The organism is Hymenobacter jeollabukensis (genome assembly GCF_005771675.1).
GTDB lineage: Bacteria > Bacteroidota > Bacteroidia > Cytophagales > Hymenobacteraceae > Solirubrum > Solirubrum jeollabukense.
The window spans coordinates 64,102-80,416 of sequence record NZ_VAJM01000008.1 but is presented as its reverse complement, the minus strand read 5'-3'; the positions used below and the strand labels follow the sequence as shown (position 1 = coordinate 80,416).

General features: G+C 68.3%; 11 protein-coding genes. 6 read left to right on the top strand and 5 right to left on the bottom strand.

Translation table 11 applies throughout. The annotated features are described in order from the left end of the window. Positions 1 to 308 precede the first annotated feature (308 nt). On the bottom strand, positions 309 to 785 hold the full coding sequence (locus tag FDY95_RS15705) for a hypothetical protein (RefSeq protein ID WP_138079153.1): 477 nt from the start codon (positions 783 to 785) through the stop codon (positions 309 to 311). Between the two features lie 517 nt (positions 786 to 1,302). Here FDY95_RS15705 and FDY95_RS15700 point away from each other — a divergent pair. Further along, entirely contained in the window at positions 1,303 to 1,641 is a 339-nt protein-coding gene (locus FDY95_RS15700) for an ATP-dependent DNA helicase (protein ID WP_138079151.1), read from the top strand. Positions 1,642 to 2,061: 420 nt separating this feature from the next. On the opposite strand, the gene FDY95_RS15695 is transcribed toward FDY95_RS15700, so the two are convergent. Further along, positions 2,062 to 4,521 carry an RCC1-like domain-containing protein gene (locus FDY95_RS15695; protein ID WP_138079149.1) on the bottom strand — a complete coding sequence of 820 codons (2,460 nt, stop codon included), beginning with the start codon at positions 4,519 to 4,521 and terminating at the stop codon, positions 2,062 to 2,064. Between the two features lie 156 nt (positions 4,522 to 4,677). After that, entirely contained in the window at positions 4,678 to 5,679 is a 1,002-nt protein-coding gene (locus FDY95_RS15690; protein WP_138079558.1) for an SDR family oxidoreductase, read from the bottom strand. Between the two features lie 144 nt (positions 5,680 to 5,823). On the opposite strand from FDY95_RS15690, the gene purU reads away from it, so the two are divergent. The 5 genes from purU to FDY95_RS15665 all read left to right on the top strand — a co-directional run bounded on the left by purU (position 5,824) and on the right by FDY95_RS15665 (position 13,887). Beyond that, on the top strand, positions 5,824 to 6,681 hold the full coding sequence (gene purU / locus FDY95_RS15685) for a formyltetrahydrofolate deformylase (RefSeq protein WP_246074052.1): 858 nt from the start codon (positions 5,824 to 5,826) through the stop codon (positions 6,679 to 6,681). A 370-nt stretch (positions 6,682 to 7,051) separates the two neighbouring features. Then, positions 7,052 to 9,811, top strand: a complete 2,760-nt coding sequence (locus FDY95_RS15680; RefSeq protein ID WP_138079147.1) for a T9SS type B sorting domain-containing protein — start codon at positions 7,052 to 7,054, stop codon at positions 9,809 to 9,811. A 308-nt stretch (positions 9,812 to 10,119) separates the two neighbouring features. Beyond that, positions 10,120 to 10,386, top strand: coding sequence for a YidH family protein (locus FDY95_RS15675; RefSeq protein ID WP_138079145.1), 267 nt, complete (start codon positions 10,120 to 10,122; stop codon positions 10,384 to 10,386). A 116-nt stretch (positions 10,387 to 10,502) separates the two neighbouring features. Continuing rightward, positions 10,503 to 13,058, top strand: a complete 2,556-nt coding sequence (locus tag FDY95_RS15670; RefSeq protein WP_138079143.1) for an alpha-amylase family glycosyl hydrolase — start codon at positions 10,503 to 10,505, stop codon at positions 13,056 to 13,058. Positions 13,059 to 13,404: 346 nt separating this feature from the next. Beyond that, a complete protein-coding gene (locus tag FDY95_RS15665) occupies positions 13,405 to 13,887 on the top strand; it encodes a DinB family protein (protein ID WP_138079141.1) in 483 nt (160 codons plus the stop codon). Positions 13,888 to 13,982: 95 nt separating this feature from the next. On the opposite strand, the gene FDY95_RS15660 is transcribed toward FDY95_RS15665, so the two are convergent. Both FDY95_RS15660 and FDY95_RS26365 read right to left on the bottom strand, forming a co-directional pair. Next, positions 13,983 to 15,686 (bottom strand): flavin monoamine oxidase family protein, encoded by a 1,704-nt coding sequence (locus FDY95_RS15660; RefSeq protein WP_246074051.1) that lies wholly within the window; start codon positions 15,684 to 15,686, stop codon positions 13,983 to 13,985. A 135-nt stretch (positions 15,687 to 15,821) separates the two neighbouring features. After that, entirely contained in the window at positions 15,822 to 15,974 is a 153-nt protein-coding gene (locus FDY95_RS26365) for a hypothetical protein (RefSeq protein ID WP_171025707.1), read from the bottom strand. Positions 15,975 to 16,315: the final 341 nt, after the last annotated feature.

Sequence of the window (16,315 nt, the reverse complement as noted above, 5' to 3'; positions counted from 1 at the left end):
TCAGAGCCACCAACTACCGTCTCGCAGCTATCAACTACCGCCTCGCAGACAGGAACGGCCCGGCATAGCGTGGGGGCCACAGCCGCGTAGCGGCGCCATGTTGGTAGCAATACCAAGACACCGGAACGACCAAGCTGCAGCGCAACGGCCCGGCCTCGAACGAGCAACATCAACATCCGCAAGGCCGTGCCGCCGCCCGGCCAGCGTCATGGCCTGAGCCTGCTGATCTTCTACCCCCACAACGCCGCCACGCGCCCGCAGCCCCCGACGCTATGCCGGAACCGGTCTATTAGAGCAGGCTCCTGCCCCTACTTAGCGGGCACGAAGACGAACCGCCGCCCGGCTAACGCTTCCAGGTCGGCCTGCCGTACCCGGGCGTAGAACAGCTCCAGCGCCACGGCCTGATCGTAGAAATACAGGTCGATATCGTGCGCCTGCCCGGCCGGGTGCAGCACCGCCCGCAGTTCCTGGGGCTGGTGCAGCAGGGTGCCGTCCTCCAGCTTGCCCTGCGCGTTCTGCACCAGCACCACCCCCCGCAGCCGCCGCGCCCGCTGCAGCGAGTCGGCGGGCAGGGGGCGGTTGTCGCGGTCGTAGGCGGGCAGAGCGCCCCGTTCCAGCCGCGCAATCAGCGAGTCGTTCCAGGCCGGCTGCCAGTTCGGATTAGCCTTTAGATCCAGCACCGGCTCATCGTCCTGCACCCGGTAGGTGAGCGGCGTGGCGGGCGTCGAGCAGCCCAGCAGCAGGCAGGCGCTCAGGCAATAAGCGAGGTATCGGAGGGCAGGCATAAGGCGGTTTTGCTCAAATATAGCCCGCCTTCCCCAGCGCCACCCTCGCCGTACCCGACCCGGGCCGCTATTCCCTCCTCCCTTTCACTCGCGGCACCCCCTCTCACCGCGTCGAGCGCCGCAGCGGCCTCCTGCTCATTCCCCGCGCCGGCGCCCCGGCACCGGGCTCAACGACTTCTTCGCGCCAAAAAAACGCCCCGGCCAGCACCAAGGCATGGCCATTAAAAGCAACGCCGCAAGTCGGCCGGTTCCTTCTCGCTTCCTGGAAAGGTGGCCGGGAATGAGGCGCAGTTGGCTGGCGGCGGAGGCGCCCGGGCAAAGACCGGGATGTGAGCCGGTGCATTCGCAGAAGAAACCCGCCCGATGGGCGATAATCCAAGCCCCTTGGGCGGCGGTTTCGGCCCACTGGGGCGCCAGACCCCGGCCCTGGCACCCCGCTTGCAATTACCCTGGCAAGCGGTTGAATCCTTCTCCGCCCCGCTTTTTCTCCCCTTCTCACCCTACACCACCACTTGCCATGAAAGCCTCTCTGTTTTCCCTCGTTGCCGCCCTGGGCCTGTTCGCTTCTTCCGCCTCGGCCTTCGCCGCCCCGGCCGCCGCGCCCTTCAAAGACCGCCGCGAAATGAGCCGCTACGAGCGGGAGCGGGCCGAACGCCTGGAACGCGAACGGGCCGAGCGCGCCCGCCGCGAAGCCGCCGAGCGCCAGCGCCAGTTTGAGCAGCAGCGCCAGCGCCAGCTCGAAGCCCAGCGCCGCCTGGAAGCCCAACGCGCCGCCGAGCGCGCCCGCTACGAAGCCCAGCACCGCAACGACCGTCACGACGACCGTGGCCGTAACGACCGCGACTACCGCCGCTAAGCCCCCCGCGCCTGGTTACCCCGAAAAGCCCCGGCCCACTCGCCGGGGCTTTTCTGTGCCCCGCTAAGAGCCTATTCGGAAATTCGTCTGAAAGAAAAAATGGCGTCATGCTGAGCTTGTCGAAGCATCTCTACCGCTTTGTCAAATAACATTTCAACGAAGCGGTAGAGATGCTTCGACAAGCTCAGCATGACGTTCTAGACTTTCCGGATAGGCTCTAAGTACTCGTTCAGAAGTAAGCGTTTAGAAAAGAACATCCTGCTTCGACTGCGCGCACGCCAGATGAAGCAGGACGGCCAATAGGCTACGATTACTTTTGGTTGACCACTTAAACGATACAAGCCCCGGCCGTCAGACCAGGGCTTGTATCGTTTGGGATAGGTAGTACCGGCCAGAGCCGGAGGCGGGGCCCCGGCGCCGCTAGGGCCGGAAGAAGCGGGCCACGTAGCTGCCCTGCGCCGTGCTGAGCCGGAGCAGGTACCAGCCCGGCGCCAGGCCCGCCACCGCCAGCCGGCCCTGGGCGGCCGGGCCCGCGGGCCATCGGGCCACGCGTTGCCCGGTGAGGCGAAGCAGTTCCAAGGTGGCCCCGGCCGGCCGGGTCGGGCCCGCGTAGGCGTACTCCACCGCGTCGGCGGCCACCGTGGGGTAGGCCACGAAACTGGTGGAAAGGGTGCTGGACGGGCGCGCGGCCAGCACTACGGCATTGCCCGCAATAAGTAGCGGCACCATGCTCCGATCGGGGATGCCCAGGGCGCTGCGGCTGCTGCTACCCCAGGCCCAGAGCGTGCCGTTGGCCTGCAGCCCCACCGAATGAATCGCCCCGCTGCTCACCGCGGTCCACTGCGCCGCACTGGCCTGGCTCGGGGTGGTATTGGGCGCGCCCGCGACGTTGACCGTGCCGTTGCCCAGCTGCCCGGATTCGTTTTCGCCCCAGCTCCAGAGCGTGCCATCCTGCCGGATAGCCAGGCAATGAAACAGGTAGGCCTGCGTCGAGCGCCACGCGGTGCTGGTGCCCACCTGCGCCGGGCTGGTGCGCCCCAGGCCCGTCGAGCCGTTGCCGAGCTGCCCGTTGAGGTTGTAGCCCCAGGTCCAGAGCGTGCCGTCCTGCCGCACGGCCAGGGCAAAATCACTCCCGCCGTCGATGCTTTGCCAGTTGCTGCTCGTCCCGATCTGCACCGGGCTGCGGCGCGTGGTGGTCGTGCCGTCGCCCACCTGCCCCACCGTGTTGACGCCCCAGCCCCAGAGCGTGCCATCGGTGCGAATGGCGTGGTACAGCCCCCCGCCGGCCGTGATGCTCAGCCAGGTGGCGCCCAGGCCAATCTGGCCGGGTACGCTGCGGCTGATGGTGGTGCCGTCGCCGAGGCCGCCCAATTGGTTGTCGCCCCAGCTCCACAGGCTGCCGTCCTGGCGCAGGGCCAGGGTGTTGGCTGAGCCCAGGGCCACGCTGCGCCAGTTGGTGGCCGTGCCCACCTGGCGGGGCACGCTGGGCGTGGCCGTGGTGGGCCCGGTGGTGCCCAGGCCGAGCTGGCCCTGGCCGTTATTGCCCCAGGCCCAGAGTGTGCCGTCGGTCTTGAGGCCCATTACGTGCTGCCGGCCGGCCACCACGCTCAGCCAGTTCGTGGCCCGCCCGATTTGCACCGGCAGCGGCCGTTCGGTGAGCGTGCTGTCGCCCAGCTGCCCGTAGTTGTTTTCGCCCCAGCCCCACAGCGTGCCATCGGCGCGCACGGCCAGGGAGTAACGGTCGCTGGCCGACACGCTGCGCCAGATCCAGCCCGGCTGCACGGGGAAGGGCGCCGTCTCGTAGTCCATGCCCAGCAGGGCGCTGCCCACCTGCCCGAAGGGGTTAAATCCCCAGCCCCAGAGCGTGCCGTCCTGCCGCGCCGCAATGGTGTGGACGGAGCCCGCCAGCACGCTGTGCCAGTTGGTGCGGTTGCCCACCCGCGTCAGATTGGGGCGGCTGGTGCTGGTGCTGTCGCCCAGCTGCCCGTACTCGTTGTAGCCGCAGCCCCAGAGCGTGCCATCGGCGCGCACGGCCACGGTATGGTCGCCGCCCGCGGCCACGTCGCGCCAGGTTTGGCCGGCGCCCAGCGCCTGCGGGGTAGTGTAAGCCTGCCCGGTGCTGGCCTGCCCCAGCTGCCCGGAGCCATTCCAGCCCCAGGCCCAGGCCGAGCCATCCTGCCGCAGGGCCACGGTGTGGGCGTAGCCGGCCCGCACGCTGCGCCAGGTGGTGGCCGTGCCGATCTGCACCGGGGTCAGGCGGTCGGTGGTGCTGCCGTCGCCGAGCTGGCCCGAGTCGTTGTGGCCCCAGGCCCACAGCGTGCCGTCGGTTTTGAGACCCAGCGTGAAGTCCGAGCCCGCCACCACGCTCTGCCAGTCGGTGGCCGTGCCGATTTGCCTGGGCGCCAGCACCCCGGCCACGCCGCCGTAGCCCAGGCGCCCGTTGCCGCCCTGGCCCCAGGCCCAGAGTGTGCCGTCGGCGCGCACGGCTACCGTGTGAAGTTCCCCGGCCCCGACGCTGCGCCAGGTAGCCGTACCCAGCTGCCCGGGCACCATGCGGGGGTTGTTCGCGCCGGTGCCGAGCTGGCCCTGGTTGTTGTAGCCCCAGGTCCAGAGCGTGCCGTCGGCGCGGATGGCCACGGTATGGCTGCCGCCCGTTACGGCCATGCGCCAGGTAGCGCCCGGGCTGATGACGGTCGGCACCCGCTTCGATACCAGCGTGCCGTCGCCGAGCTGGCCGAAGGTGTTGCGGCCCCAGGTCCAGAGCAAGCCGTCGGGGCGTACCCACACGTTGTGCTGCGCCCGCAGCGGCAGCGTCAGCAGCAGTAACAAAACAGCCAGGGCCAGCCGCCGGCCCGAAATCAAGCGGAGAAGTATACGCATCTAGTCGATACCAAAAGGACAAATGGAAGCCCCAAAGATAACAGACCTAGCTAAGACCCAAACCGTTGGCCGCCCCCGCCTGACACGCCAACGCCCCGGCTTGCACCGGGGCGTTGGCGTGTCAGGCGGGGGCGTCAGGCTACCGGGGCGCGGGCCCTACGGCAGCCCCTTGCCGCCGGCCGCGCCGTACACCTGCCCGGTGGCGTAGCTGGCCTGCGGATCGGCCAGCTGCACGTAGATGGAAGCCAGCTCCACCGGCTGCCCGGGCCGCATCATGGGCGTATCGCCGCCGAACTTCACCAGCTTTTCCTGGGTGGCCCCGCCACTCACCTGCAGGGGCGTCCAGATCGGGCCCGGCGCCACGCCGTTCACCCGAATCCCCTTCGGGGCCAGCTGCTTGGCCAGGGAGCGGACGTAGTTGGTGGTAGCGGCCTTGGTCTGGGCGTAGTCGTAAAGGTCCTCCGAGGGGTCGGTGGCCTGCTCCGAGGTGGTGCCGATGATGGCCGAGCCCGGCTTCAGGTGGGGCAGCGCGGCCTTGATAATCCAGAACGGGGCGTAGATGTTGGTTTTCATCGTCGCGTCGAAGTCCTCGGTGGTCAACTCCAGAATGGACTTGCGCGTCTGCTGCCGCGCGGCGTTGCTGACCACGATGTCGAGCCCGCCGAGCTGGCGCACGGTTTCCTCCACCAGCTTTTTGCAGAAGGCCTCGTCGCGCAGGTCGCCGGGAATGGCCACGCCCTTCTGCCCGGCGGCTTTGATGAGGGCAATAACTTCCCTGGCGTCGGCTTCCTCGGCGGGCAGGTAGTTGATGGCTACGTCGGCGCCCTCGCGGGCGTAGGCAATGGCGGCGGCGCGGCCCATGCCCGAGTCGCCGCCGGTAATCAGCGCCTTGCGGCCTTTCAGCCGGCCCGAGCCCTTGTAGCTTTTCTCGCCGTGGTCGGGTTTGGGGTCCATTTGGCCGGCCAGCCCCGGCCAGGGCTGCTGCTGGCTTTTGAAGGGCGGCCGGGGGTATTTCTTGGTGGGGTCTTCCAGCGGATCGGCCGCGGCGCCCGCCGCGCCGGCTTCGGCGCCGAATACCGGGCCCACGGCGGCCACGGCCAGGCTGGCGCCCAGCCCGCTGATAACCTGGCGGCGGCTGAGCTTGTGCTCTTCGTTCATCATGTGGGGTACGAATAAGGTGTTGGTTGCATCTCCCTTACGCACGGCAGGCCCCTTGGCGTTACCGTCGGGCTTATCGGCAGGCCGTATCCGCCGGGCGGCCGCCGCCGTACCTTGCAGCTCATCCTACTGACTTTTCCTGCCGTGCCCCCTACCGCCGCCCTGCCCGCCCCGCACTACCTGGTCATCCGCTGCCCCGACGAGCCGGGCCTGATCTTCCGCATCACCGAAGTACTTTTCCGCCACGGCCTCAACATCGTGCGCAACGACGAGTTCGTGGAGCCCACCGGCCCCACCTTCTTCATGCGCACCGAAGTGGCCGGCGACTTCCAGGCCGAGGCCCTGCTCAGCGACCTGCGCGCCGCCCTGCCCGCCGCCGCCGAGGTGCGCCTCGGCGACCCGCGCCCGCGCAACATCGTGGTGATGGCCACCAAGGAGCACCACTGCCTGAGCGAGCTGCTGGTGCGCCACGCCTTCGACGAGCTGGGCGCCCGAATCATGGCCGTCATCAGCAACCACGCCCTGCTCGGGCCGCTCACCACCCAGTTCGGCGTGCCCTTCCACCACGTGAGCCACGAGGGCCTCAGCCGCGCGCAGCACGAGGCCGCCGTCGGCGCCGTGCTCGACCACTACCAGCCCGAGTACGTGGTGCTGGCCAAGTACATGCGCATCCTCTCGCCCGGGTTCGTGGCCCCCTACGCCGACCGCCTCATCAACATTCACCACTCCTCCCTGCCGGCCTTCGTGGGCGCCAACCCCTACGGGCAGGCCTTCGAGCGGGGCGTGAAAATCATCGGCGCCACGGCCCACTTCGTCAACAACGAGCTGGACCAGGGCCCCATCATTGCTCAGAGCGTCATTCCCGTCGACCACACACACAGCGCCGCCGACATGGCCCAGGCCGGCCGCGACGTGGAGAAAATCGTGCTGGCCCGCTCCCTGCGCCTGGTGTTCAACGGGCGCGTGTTCGTGCACCACAACAAGACCATCATCTTCGAGTAAGGCGCCGCGGGCAGCAGCGTCTTACTCGAAGATGATGGTCTGCTGGCGCGTAGTGGTACTCTGCGACGCGCCAGCGAACCGGGCGGCCGTATGTTGGCGCCTTCGCTGCCACACGCGGTACCACTTCCCGAGTCATGTACCCTGCCAGTACGCGCCCTACATAGGGCACCGGGCGGCGTAGCTCTGCCCCTCTGCGGCTGCTCATTCGCCCCTCGTAAAGCCCAGGCGAGGATTCAAAGATCCTGGTATCTGCGGGCTCCGACGCCCCTAATTTTGGGGCTTGGGCCGGCACACGAAAAAGCCCCCCGGCCCGTTATTGCCGCGCCCGCTGCGGCGGCTTAGCTTAGTAATCCTATTTCGCTTTTCTGGCTTGCGTAGATTCTTACCCTCCCGATTCCGGTGGTGCTGGCTGCTGGTGCTGAGCCTGCTGAGTGCCCGGCCGCTGCTGGCCCAAAATCCGTCTAATGAATTTGACATGGCCCGGCGGGTATTGGCGCCGGGCGGCAGCAATGGCCGCCCCTTTCACTACGGGCTGGCCGTGGACGCGTGGGGCAACGCCTACGTGTGCGGCACCTACGGCGGGGAAGTATTCTTCGACGGAGCTTCGTCGGGGGTGGGCCGGGCCGATGCCTACTTGGCCAAAATCGGCCCGACCGGCACGCCGCGCTGGATCAAGTACCTGCGCACGGGCGGCACCTTCGCCGGCAACGCGGCCAGCCTGGCCGTGGATGCCGCGGGCACGGTGTACCTGGCCGGCAGCTACTCGGCCGCGCCCTTTCAGCTCAGCAACACCATCAGCCTACCCAACGCCGGCCGCCAGGACGTATTCGTGGCCCACTTCGATTCGGCCGGCAACGTGCTGGCGGCGGCCCGCGCGGGCGGCCCGGCCGACGACGCGGCCACCCGCCTGGCCCTCGATGCCGAGGGCAACGTGTACGTGACCGGGCAGTTCGGGGCGAGCGTGGCTTTCGGCAGCACCACCCTCAGCAGCATCGGCGACCAGGACAACTTCGTGGCCCGCCTCGACCCCAACGGTGCCTGGCACTGGGCCCAGCGCATCGGCAGCCCGGCCCTGGACTATGCCAGCGCCCTGGCCGTGAACGAGCAGGGGCAGGTATTCGCTTCCGGCGGATTCAACGCCGCCGTCACGCAGCTGGGGCCCTTCACCGCACCCGCCACCAGCCACTACCTGGTGCGCCTGAGCGCCGCCACCGGCGCGTTTCAGCGGGCCTATTCCCTGGGCAACGGTACCCTGCTGAATTCCAGCCGGGCCAGCGTGGGCGACCTGGCCACCGACGCGGCCGGCAACTGCTACGTCGGGGGCTCGGTGCTCGGCAGCGTGACGCTGGGCACCTCGACCCTGGTCAACCCCGCGACGAATATATCCCTCGACGACGCCTTCGTGGCCAAGCTCGACACGGCCGGGCAATGGCAGTGGGCGCGGGTGGTGGCCACCGGCATGCTGGGCGAGTACTGCACGGGCCTAAAGGTGGACCGGCGCGGCAACATCTATCTGGGCGGACAATTCCGCAGCTATACCGCGCAGTTCGGGCCCTTCGTGCTCACCTCCGTGCAGAGCTTCGACCTGTTCGTGGGCAAGCTCAACGCGGCCGGCCAGTGGCAGTGGGTAGTGAAAGGCCAGGGCAGCAGCACCGATTACTGCGCCGGGCTGGCCCTGGGCCCCTATGCCACGCCCTACATCGGCGGCGACTATTTCAGCACCAGCCTGTTGCTGGAACCACACCTGCTGCCCGGCGACCCAAACCAGGTGGCGTCGACCTACGTGGCCCGCATGCTGCCCAATGACCTGCGCATCACCGGCGACTCGGTCATCTGTACCAGCGGGGGCAGCGTCCAGCTCACGGCCCGCACCTTCGCCCCCAACAGCGGCATCAGCTACCAGTGGAGCACCGGCGCCACCACCGCCAGCATCAACGTGACCCAGCCGGGCACCTACTCCGTCACGGCCTGGCTGCGGACGGGCACCCGGCTCACGGAGCAGTTCCGGGTGCGCAGCGTTCCGGCGCCCACCGTGCAGATCAGCGGCGCTACCACCCCGCTCTGCCCCGGCACGCCCCGCCAGCTGACGGCCGTGGCGCCCGGGGCGGGGGCGTTTCGCTGGAGCACCGGTGCCACCACGGCCAGCATCACGGTCACGCAGCCCGGCACCTACTCCGTCACGGCCAGCTTCAGCGCCACCTGCACGGCCACGGCCCAGACGACCCTGACGGGCAACGCGCTAACCATCAGCGGGCGGCAGCAGTTGTGCCCGGGGCAGAGTGCCACGCTCACGGCCGCGGCCAGCGGCAGCGCCGTGACGGGCTACCGCTGGAACACCGGCGCCACCACCGCCGCGCTGCGCGTGAGCCAAGGTGGCACCTACACCGTCACGGCCACCTTCGCCGATGGCTGCCAACTCACCCGCACCCACGTGGTGGGGCCGCCCGTGGCCCGGGTTGCCTCCGTTTCGGGCGACACCTTGCTGTGCCCGGGCACTACGCTGCAGCTCACGGCTCTGAACCCCGACGCGCTGACCTATACCTGGACCACCGGCGAGACCACGCCCGACATCCGCATCGGCCGGCCCGGCCTGTATAGCGTGCTCCTCACTTACGCCGGCGGCTGCACCAGCCGCGACTCGCTGCTGGTGCAGGCGGCTCCGCTGGCGCCCGCCTTCTCGCTCGGCCCCGACACCACGCTGTGCCTGGAACAGCCGCTGGTGCTGCGCGCTCCGGCCCTCTCCGGCCCGGGCCTCGGCTACCGCTGGGCCGACGGCTCCACCGCCCCCACGCTCACCGTCACCGAGCCCGGCACCTACGCGCTGACCGTTACTTCGCTTTGCGACACGCGCACCGTGAGCCGGCGCGTGCGCTACCAGAGCTGCCTGCTGCTGCCCAACGTCATCACCCCCAACGGCGACGGACGCAACGACCGGTTCGTGGTACCCGGCCTGACCAAGGGCGCCTGGGAGCTGAGCATTTTCAACCGCTGGGGCCGCGAGGTCTACCGCACGGTCGACTACCGCCACGACTGGGGCGCCGGCGTCGCTCCCGGCGTCTACTTCTACCTGCTCCGCCAAGGCAGCGTCTCCTACAAAGGGCAACTGGAGGTGGCGCCCGGAGGTGATTAAACCCGAAGGTGCCGGCGCCATCTATCCCGCTGCATCCTTCTCGCCTACCTCCTATGAACACGCTACGCCTCTTTCTGCTGATTCTGCTCACCATTGGCTGGGCTTGCGGCCGCGCTTGGCTCGACCGGTAAGGCGGCTTTGACGGGGGCAGCACTTGGCGCCAGGCAAGTCGTGGCGGACGGGCAACGGCAACTTTACCGCCCGCGATGGAGTAGCTCCGGGTATTCCGCCGACAGCCGGGCCTTGCGCGGTTGCCTCGCCCGCCGGGCCCTCTCCGGCCCCGGCCCGAACCCAAGCTCCACTCCCGCATGACTCCACGGCCCGATTCCTCGCTCAGCCTCAGCGACCGGCTGGCCCTCGAACGAACGCGTCTGGCCAACGAGCGGACGGTACTGGCCTACCTGCGCACCGGCATGGCCCTGGTGCTGGCGGGCTTTTCGCTCGTCAATTTCTTCCGCGAAAACATCTACGTCTGGGTCGGCGTGTTGTTCGTGCCGCTGGGCCTGGGCATCGTGACGCTGGGCTGGTTGCGCTTTCTGGCCAAGCGGCGGCGGATTCGGCAAGCCATGCAGTGAGCGGCAGCGCAATTGGCCCGGCGGGTGGTGACGCTTCCCGCCACGAAACCACCCGCCGTAGGCAGCGGTCGATAGTTGCGTCGTATCTTTATGATTCTACCCGCATCGACCCGCCCATGAAACACCTGTACCTGGCAGCTTGCCTGCTTCTTGGCAGCCTCGCGGCGCACGCCGTGCCGCTCACCTTCCGCGTCGACATGAGCCAGCAGACGGTGGCCAGCAGCGGCGTGCACGTGGCCGGCAACTTCCAGGCCGCCGCCGGTTTCGGGGGCGACTGGAACCCGGCCACCACCCTGCTCACCGACCCCGACAACGACCACATCTACGAAGTGACGGTGGACGTGCCGGCGGGCCAGTACCTCTACAAGTTTGTGAACGGCAACGCCTGGGGCGGGGCCGAGCTGCCGCCCGCCAGCTGCGGCGTGGCCGACGGCGGCGGCAACGTGAACCGCCAAGCCACGCTGGGCAGCACCGCCCTGCGCCTGACGGCGGTGCCCTTCGGCGGCTGCCCCACGCTGGTGACCTTCCAGGTGAACATGCGCGGGCAAACGGTAACCCGGGCCGGCGTGCACGTGATGGGCAACTTCCAGACCCTGGCCGGCTACGCCACCAACTGGGACCCCACGGCCATTGCCCTGACTGACAACAACGGCGACGAAATCTACGAGGCGCAGGTGGCCTTGCCGGCCGCCGGCCGCTTCCTCTACCGCTTCGTGAACGGCAGCACCCCCGGCGCCGCCGAAACCGTGCCCGCCACCTGCGGCCTCGACGACGGCCGCGGCACCGGCTCCCTGGCCCGGGTGCTCAACGCCACCAGCGCCGTCAATACCGTGCCGGCGGTGTGCTACGGTACCTGCCAGAACTGCGGCCCCGGCCTCGACACCTACACCACGCACTGGTGGAACGACGCGGTGTTCTACGAGGTGTTCGTGCGCAGCTTCTACGACTCGAACGGGGACGGTAAGGGCGACTTCGCCGGCCTGACCCAGAAGCTGGACTACCTCAACGACGGCAACCCCAACACGACCTCGGACCTGGGCGTGACGGCCCTGTGGCTGATGCCCATGATGGAGTCGCCGAGCTACCACGGCTACGACGTGAGCAACTACAAGGCCACCGAATCGGACTACGGCACCATGGCCGAGTTCGAGGCCTTCATGGCCGCCGCCCACCAGCGCGGCATCAAGGTCATCATCGACCTGGTGCTCAACCACTCCTCCGACCAGCACCCCTGGTTTACGCAGGCGGCCAGCTCGGCCACCAGCCCCTACCGCGACTGGTACCGCTGGTCGGCCACCAACCCCGGCGCCGGCTGGTATCTGCGCAACGGCAGCTACTACTACGGCTACTTCTACAGCGGCATGCCCGACCTGAACTGGCGCAGCCCCGGCCTGAAGGCGGCCATGTGGGACGTGTCGCGCTTCTGGCTGGCCAAGGGCGTCGACGGCTACCGCCTGGACGCGGTGAAGTACCTGGTGGAAAACGGCAGCACCATCGAAAACACGCCCGAAACCTTCAGCGTGCTGGAGCAATTCCACGACTCGGTGCGGGCCGTGAACCCGCAGGCCTTCACCATCGGCGAGGCCTGGTCGAGCACCCCGCAGGTGGTGCCCTACGTGGTGAATCAGCGCCTCGACGCCTGCTTTGAGTTCGATCTGTCGGCGGCCATCGTGAGCAGCCTCAGCGCGGGCAACGCTGCGGCCCTGCGCACCCAGCTGGCCACCGTGGATGCCGCCTACCCACGCCTGCAGTACGGCACCTTCCTCAGCAACCACGACCAGAACCGCATCTTCGGCACCCTGGGCAATGATATGGCCCGCATGAAGCAGGCCGCCGCGCTGTACCTGACCATGCCGGGCGTGCCCTTCCTGTACTACGGCGAGGAAGTCGGCATGCTCGGCACGGGCGTCGACGAGGACAAGCGCAAGCCCATGCAGTGGACGGCCGGCAGCAACGCGGGCTTCACCAGCGGCTCGCCCTGGCGCGCCCTGAACTCGAACTACGCCCAGTACAACGTGGCCACCGAGCAGGCCGACCCGGCCTCGCTGCTCAACCACTACAAAAAGCTCATCGGGCTGCGCACCGCCCAGGCGGCCCTGCGCAAGGGCTACTACCTGGCCGTGACCACGCCCACGCCCGCCACGCTGCTGAGCTACGCCCGCGTGTTCAACCAGGAAGCCGTGCTGATGGTGAGCAACCTGGGCAGCAGCGCCGCCAGCGGCACTACTCTCTCGATGCCGCTTTCCACCTTGCCGGCCGGCACCTACCAGGTGACGGAGCTCTACTCGGGCCAGACGGCCGGCACCGTGACGCTGGACGCGCAGGGCGGCTTCAGCAGCTGGGCCGTGAGCCTGCCCGCGCTGGGCGCCAACCAAACCTGGCTGCTGCGCCTGACCTCGACGGCCACCGCCGCCAAGGCCGCTAAAGCTGGCTTGGCCCTGGAGCTGTACCCCAACCCCGCCGCCCAGCAGGTGCAGTTGTCCCTGCGCAACGCCCCTGCCGGCCCCGTGCAGGTGCAGGTGTACGACGCGCAGGGCCGCCGCCTGCGCACCCTCGATCTGTCCGGCGCTGCCCACACCCTCGACACCAGCACCTGGGCCGACGGCGTGTACTTTCTGCGCGTGCAGGCCGGCAAGGCCGTAGGCGTGCAGCGCCTCGTGGTGACGCATTAGCAGAGGCCCGATCAATCGTTCAGGCCCGAGCGGTGGAAGCGTTGTTTCCGCTGCTCGGGCCTGATTCGTTGTAACCCGGGTGCGGTGGTTTTCTTCGTGGCTCAAACGCAAAACGCCCCCGCGGCCGGCTGCCGCGGGGGCGTTAGAAGCGAGGCCCGTCGTCACGGCCGGTCCCACACCTGAAACCGACCGAGTTGCCGCAAAATGACGACCGGCCTCGGGTTCTTAAACGCCGCTTGCCAGCCGCGTGTGACGCTATTAGTACCGATTTCGCGGCGCAACAAACGCGGATTTTGGGGCTGCGTAGTTATGCACCACACCGGACTCAGCCGGCCCCTTTTTTAGTATGGACAAACACACCCGCGAACAACTCGTCAAGGAACTAACCGCGCTGCTGGAGCAGGGCCAGGCCCACGTCACCTTCGAAGCGGCTACGGCCGACGTGCCGGCCGCGCTGCTCAACCAGCGCCCCGACGGGCTACCCTACTCGCTCTGGGAGCTGGCCGAGCACGTGCGCCTCGCGCAGTGGGACATCCTGGAGTTCAGCCGCGACGCCCGGCACCGGTCGCCGGAATGGCCAGCGGGCTACTGGCCCGCCCAGGACGAGCCCGCCGACGCCGCCCGCTGGCAGGCCACGCTGCGGCAAATCAAGGACGACCGGGCGCAGTTTCTGGCCCTGCTCCAGGACCCCGGCCGCGACCTGCTGGCGCCCTTGCCCCACGGCACCGGCCAGACCCTGCTGCGCGAGGCCCTGCTCATTGCCGACCACAACGCCTACCACACCGGCCAGATCATCCTCGTGCGCCGCCGGCTCGGCAACTGGGACTGACGACCCGCACCGACAGCGCCGGCGAAGAACAGCCCGTAAACCAGCCGCCCGGCCTTTCCAGACGGAAGGGCCGGGCGGCTTCGTGATTCGGCGGGCTAAGCCAGGGCGGCTTCGCGCTGGCGCCGGCGCCGGTGCAGGGCCGTTTGGTTGCCCACCAGCGCCTTCTGAATGCCTTCGGCAGCCAAGCGGCCGGTTTCGGCGGCGCCGTTCATGTAGCCCTGGAACCAGGCGCTGCAATGCTCCCCGGCGAAGTACAGCTTGCCCACCGGGCGGCCTTCGGCCCCGGCAATGTTGGTGTACTGGCCCGGACGGTAGCAGGCGTAGCTGGCCAAAGTCAGTGGGTGCGTGGGCCAGTGCATGCGCTCCACCCGGCCGTTGTACTGCCCGCGGGCGCTGGGCCAGGCGGCTTCAATCACTGGCAGGTAGCGGCTCACCTGGCTCTGAGCCGAGCCCGTGCCCACGCGCTGGCCTTCCTGCCCGCCCAGGTACACGGTGTAGGCCGATTGGGTGGTGGGCTGCAGCTGCCCCGAGTCCCAGCCGCTCTGCACGGGCCGGTCGGAGAAGATGTAGCCGGTGTAGCCATCGGTGCGCCAGGGGCGGCTGTTGAAACCCAGGAACAGCTTGGCGTTGGTGCCGTAGCCCAGCTGCTGAATGGCGTTGGTTTTCCAGGCGGGCAGGCTCAGCTGCAAATCCACCTGCCGCAGCACGGTGAAGGGCAGGGTCAGCACCGCGTAGTCGGCCACCACCTCCACGGGGCGGGCGGCGCTGGTCTGGAACGTGAGCACGTACTGGCCGGCGGCGTTCTGGGCCACGCGCAGCAGCTTGTGCTGCAGGCTGATTTGCCCGCTGAGCTGCTGGGCCAGCGCGTCGGTGAGGCGCTGGTTGCCGCCCTGAATCTTGTACCGCTCGTCGCTGATGCCGAAGATGTCGAAGGTGCCCTTGTGGGTGTCGGCCGAAAACAGCCAGAGGAAGTTGATGGCCGTCTGCTCGTTGACTTCCAGCCCGTACTCGGTCACGTAGGCCACTTCCAGCAGCGTACGAATCAGCCCCGGCCCCATGCCGATGGAATCGAAGTACTGGCTGATGGAGAGCTGGTCGAAGCGGGCCGCGGCGGCGGTGAGGTTGTCGAAGGTGATGGTGTTAGGCAGGGAGCGGCCGTCGGCGTCGATCTGGCGGGCGTAGGGCTGGAAGGCCTGGATAACCTGGGCCACCGTGTACTGCTGCCCGCCGAAGAAGTAAGCGTCCTTGCGCAGCACCGTTTCGCTGGCCGCCTCCACGTCGTAGAGCGGCAGGCCGAACTCGCGCACCAGCCCGAGCATGTCCACGTGCCCGCTGTCGATAAACTCGCCGCCCAGCTCAGTGGTGAGGCCGGGGGCCATCAGGTCGCGGGCAGTGAAGATGCGCCCGCCGGCGCGGTTGCTGGCCTCGTACACCTCGGCGCGCAGGCCGGCTTTCCGCAGCTGATAGGCGCAGTTCAGCCCGGCCATGCCGGCTCCTACCACCGCAATGCGGGGCTGGCTGCTCTTGCCGTCGAAGCTACCTCGGCTGGCGGCCGGCGCGGCCGGCTCCACCACGTCGGCTTCGCAGGCGGCCAGCAATCCGCCGGCGCCTACCAGCAGCCCCATTCTGGCGGTGTTGGCCAGAAAGTCGCGGCGGCTTTGGCCGGTGGCCATGTCGGCCAGGGTTTCGGCCGAGGGCGCGCCGGGCTCGTTGGCGGCAACGGCCAGGCCGAAGGCGCGTTGCAGGGCGCGCAGCAACGGCGTGCGCGCCATGGATTTAGGAGTAAAAATTGGCTCCATACTAGAAAAAAGAGTGGGATGCGAGGCTAAATATACTTATTCCGCTAATACACAAAAAAATCTTAGCCAAACTATGAAAATAATTAGCTGACCGCCGCCAGCTTCTGGCCGGACAGCACCTCAGCCAGGACTTATTCAGGCGCTGGGCACCTCGGCACCGGGCGCGTAGGTGAAGACGTGCACGGGCAGTAGGTTCAGCAGCACATGCTCGTGGGATTCCAGGCGGGAGAACCGCTGGAACAGGCGGCCAGTGGGCAGTATGTGGTCAGCAGGCGCCGGAGTCCGCACACCACGCAGCCGGCTCCATCAAGGCCCAGGAGGCGCAGGTAATCGGCGGTTTTGTCGGCCGGGCCGTGGATGCTGCGCACGTCGGCGGGGACGGGGTCATAACGATGCAGCGGGCGTGCTCAAAGGCTTTGAGCGCCATGGCCTGGGCCGTCAGCTCGGGCGAGCTGGGACCAACGGGCCGACGACGGCGGGGTTGCCCGGAAATCACCCGATAATAACAGCCTTACCACGCCGCTGAAGCTCTCTTGCAGGGCTCTGGCCGCTTTGCAAGGCCACGCCGGACCGGGGCTATGGACGAGTTTGCGGGGCCGGGGGTCGGGCCGGAATCTGAATACTTGAAT

What these genes read in the sequence shown, in the direction of transcription:
- FDY95_RS15705 (WP_138079153.1), bottom strand. Translation starts at nt 785, where the DNA reads ATGCCTGCCCTCCGATACCTCGCTTATTGCCTGAGCGCCTGCCTGCTG.
- FDY95_RS15700 (WP_138079151.1), top strand. Translation starts at nt 1,303, where the DNA reads ATGAAAGCCTCTCTGTTTTCCCTCGTTGCCGCCCTGGGCCTGTTCGCT.
- FDY95_RS15695 (WP_138079149.1), bottom strand. Translation starts at nt 4,521, where the DNA reads ATGCGTATACTTCTCCGCTTGATTTCGGGCCGGCGGCTGGCCCTGGCT.
- FDY95_RS15690 (WP_138079558.1), bottom strand. Translation starts at nt 5,679, where the DNA reads ATGAACGAAGAGCACAAGCTCAGCCGCCGCCAGGTTATCAGCGGGCTG.
- FDY95_RS15675 (WP_138079145.1), top strand. Translation starts at nt 10,120, where the DNA reads ATGACTCCACGGCCCGATTCCTCGCTCAGCCTCAGCGACCGGCTGGCC.
- FDY95_RS15670 (WP_138079143.1), top strand. Translation starts at nt 10,503, where the DNA reads ATGAAACACCTGTACCTGGCAGCTTGCCTGCTTCTTGGCAGCCTCGCG.
- FDY95_RS15665 (WP_138079141.1), top strand. Translation starts at nt 13,405, where the DNA reads ATGGACAAACACACCCGCGAACAACTCGTCAAGGAACTAACCGCGCTG.
- FDY95_RS15660 (WP_246074051.1), bottom strand. Translation starts at nt 15,686, where the DNA reads ATGGAGCCAATTTTTACTCCTAAATCCATGGCGCGCACGCCGTTGCTG.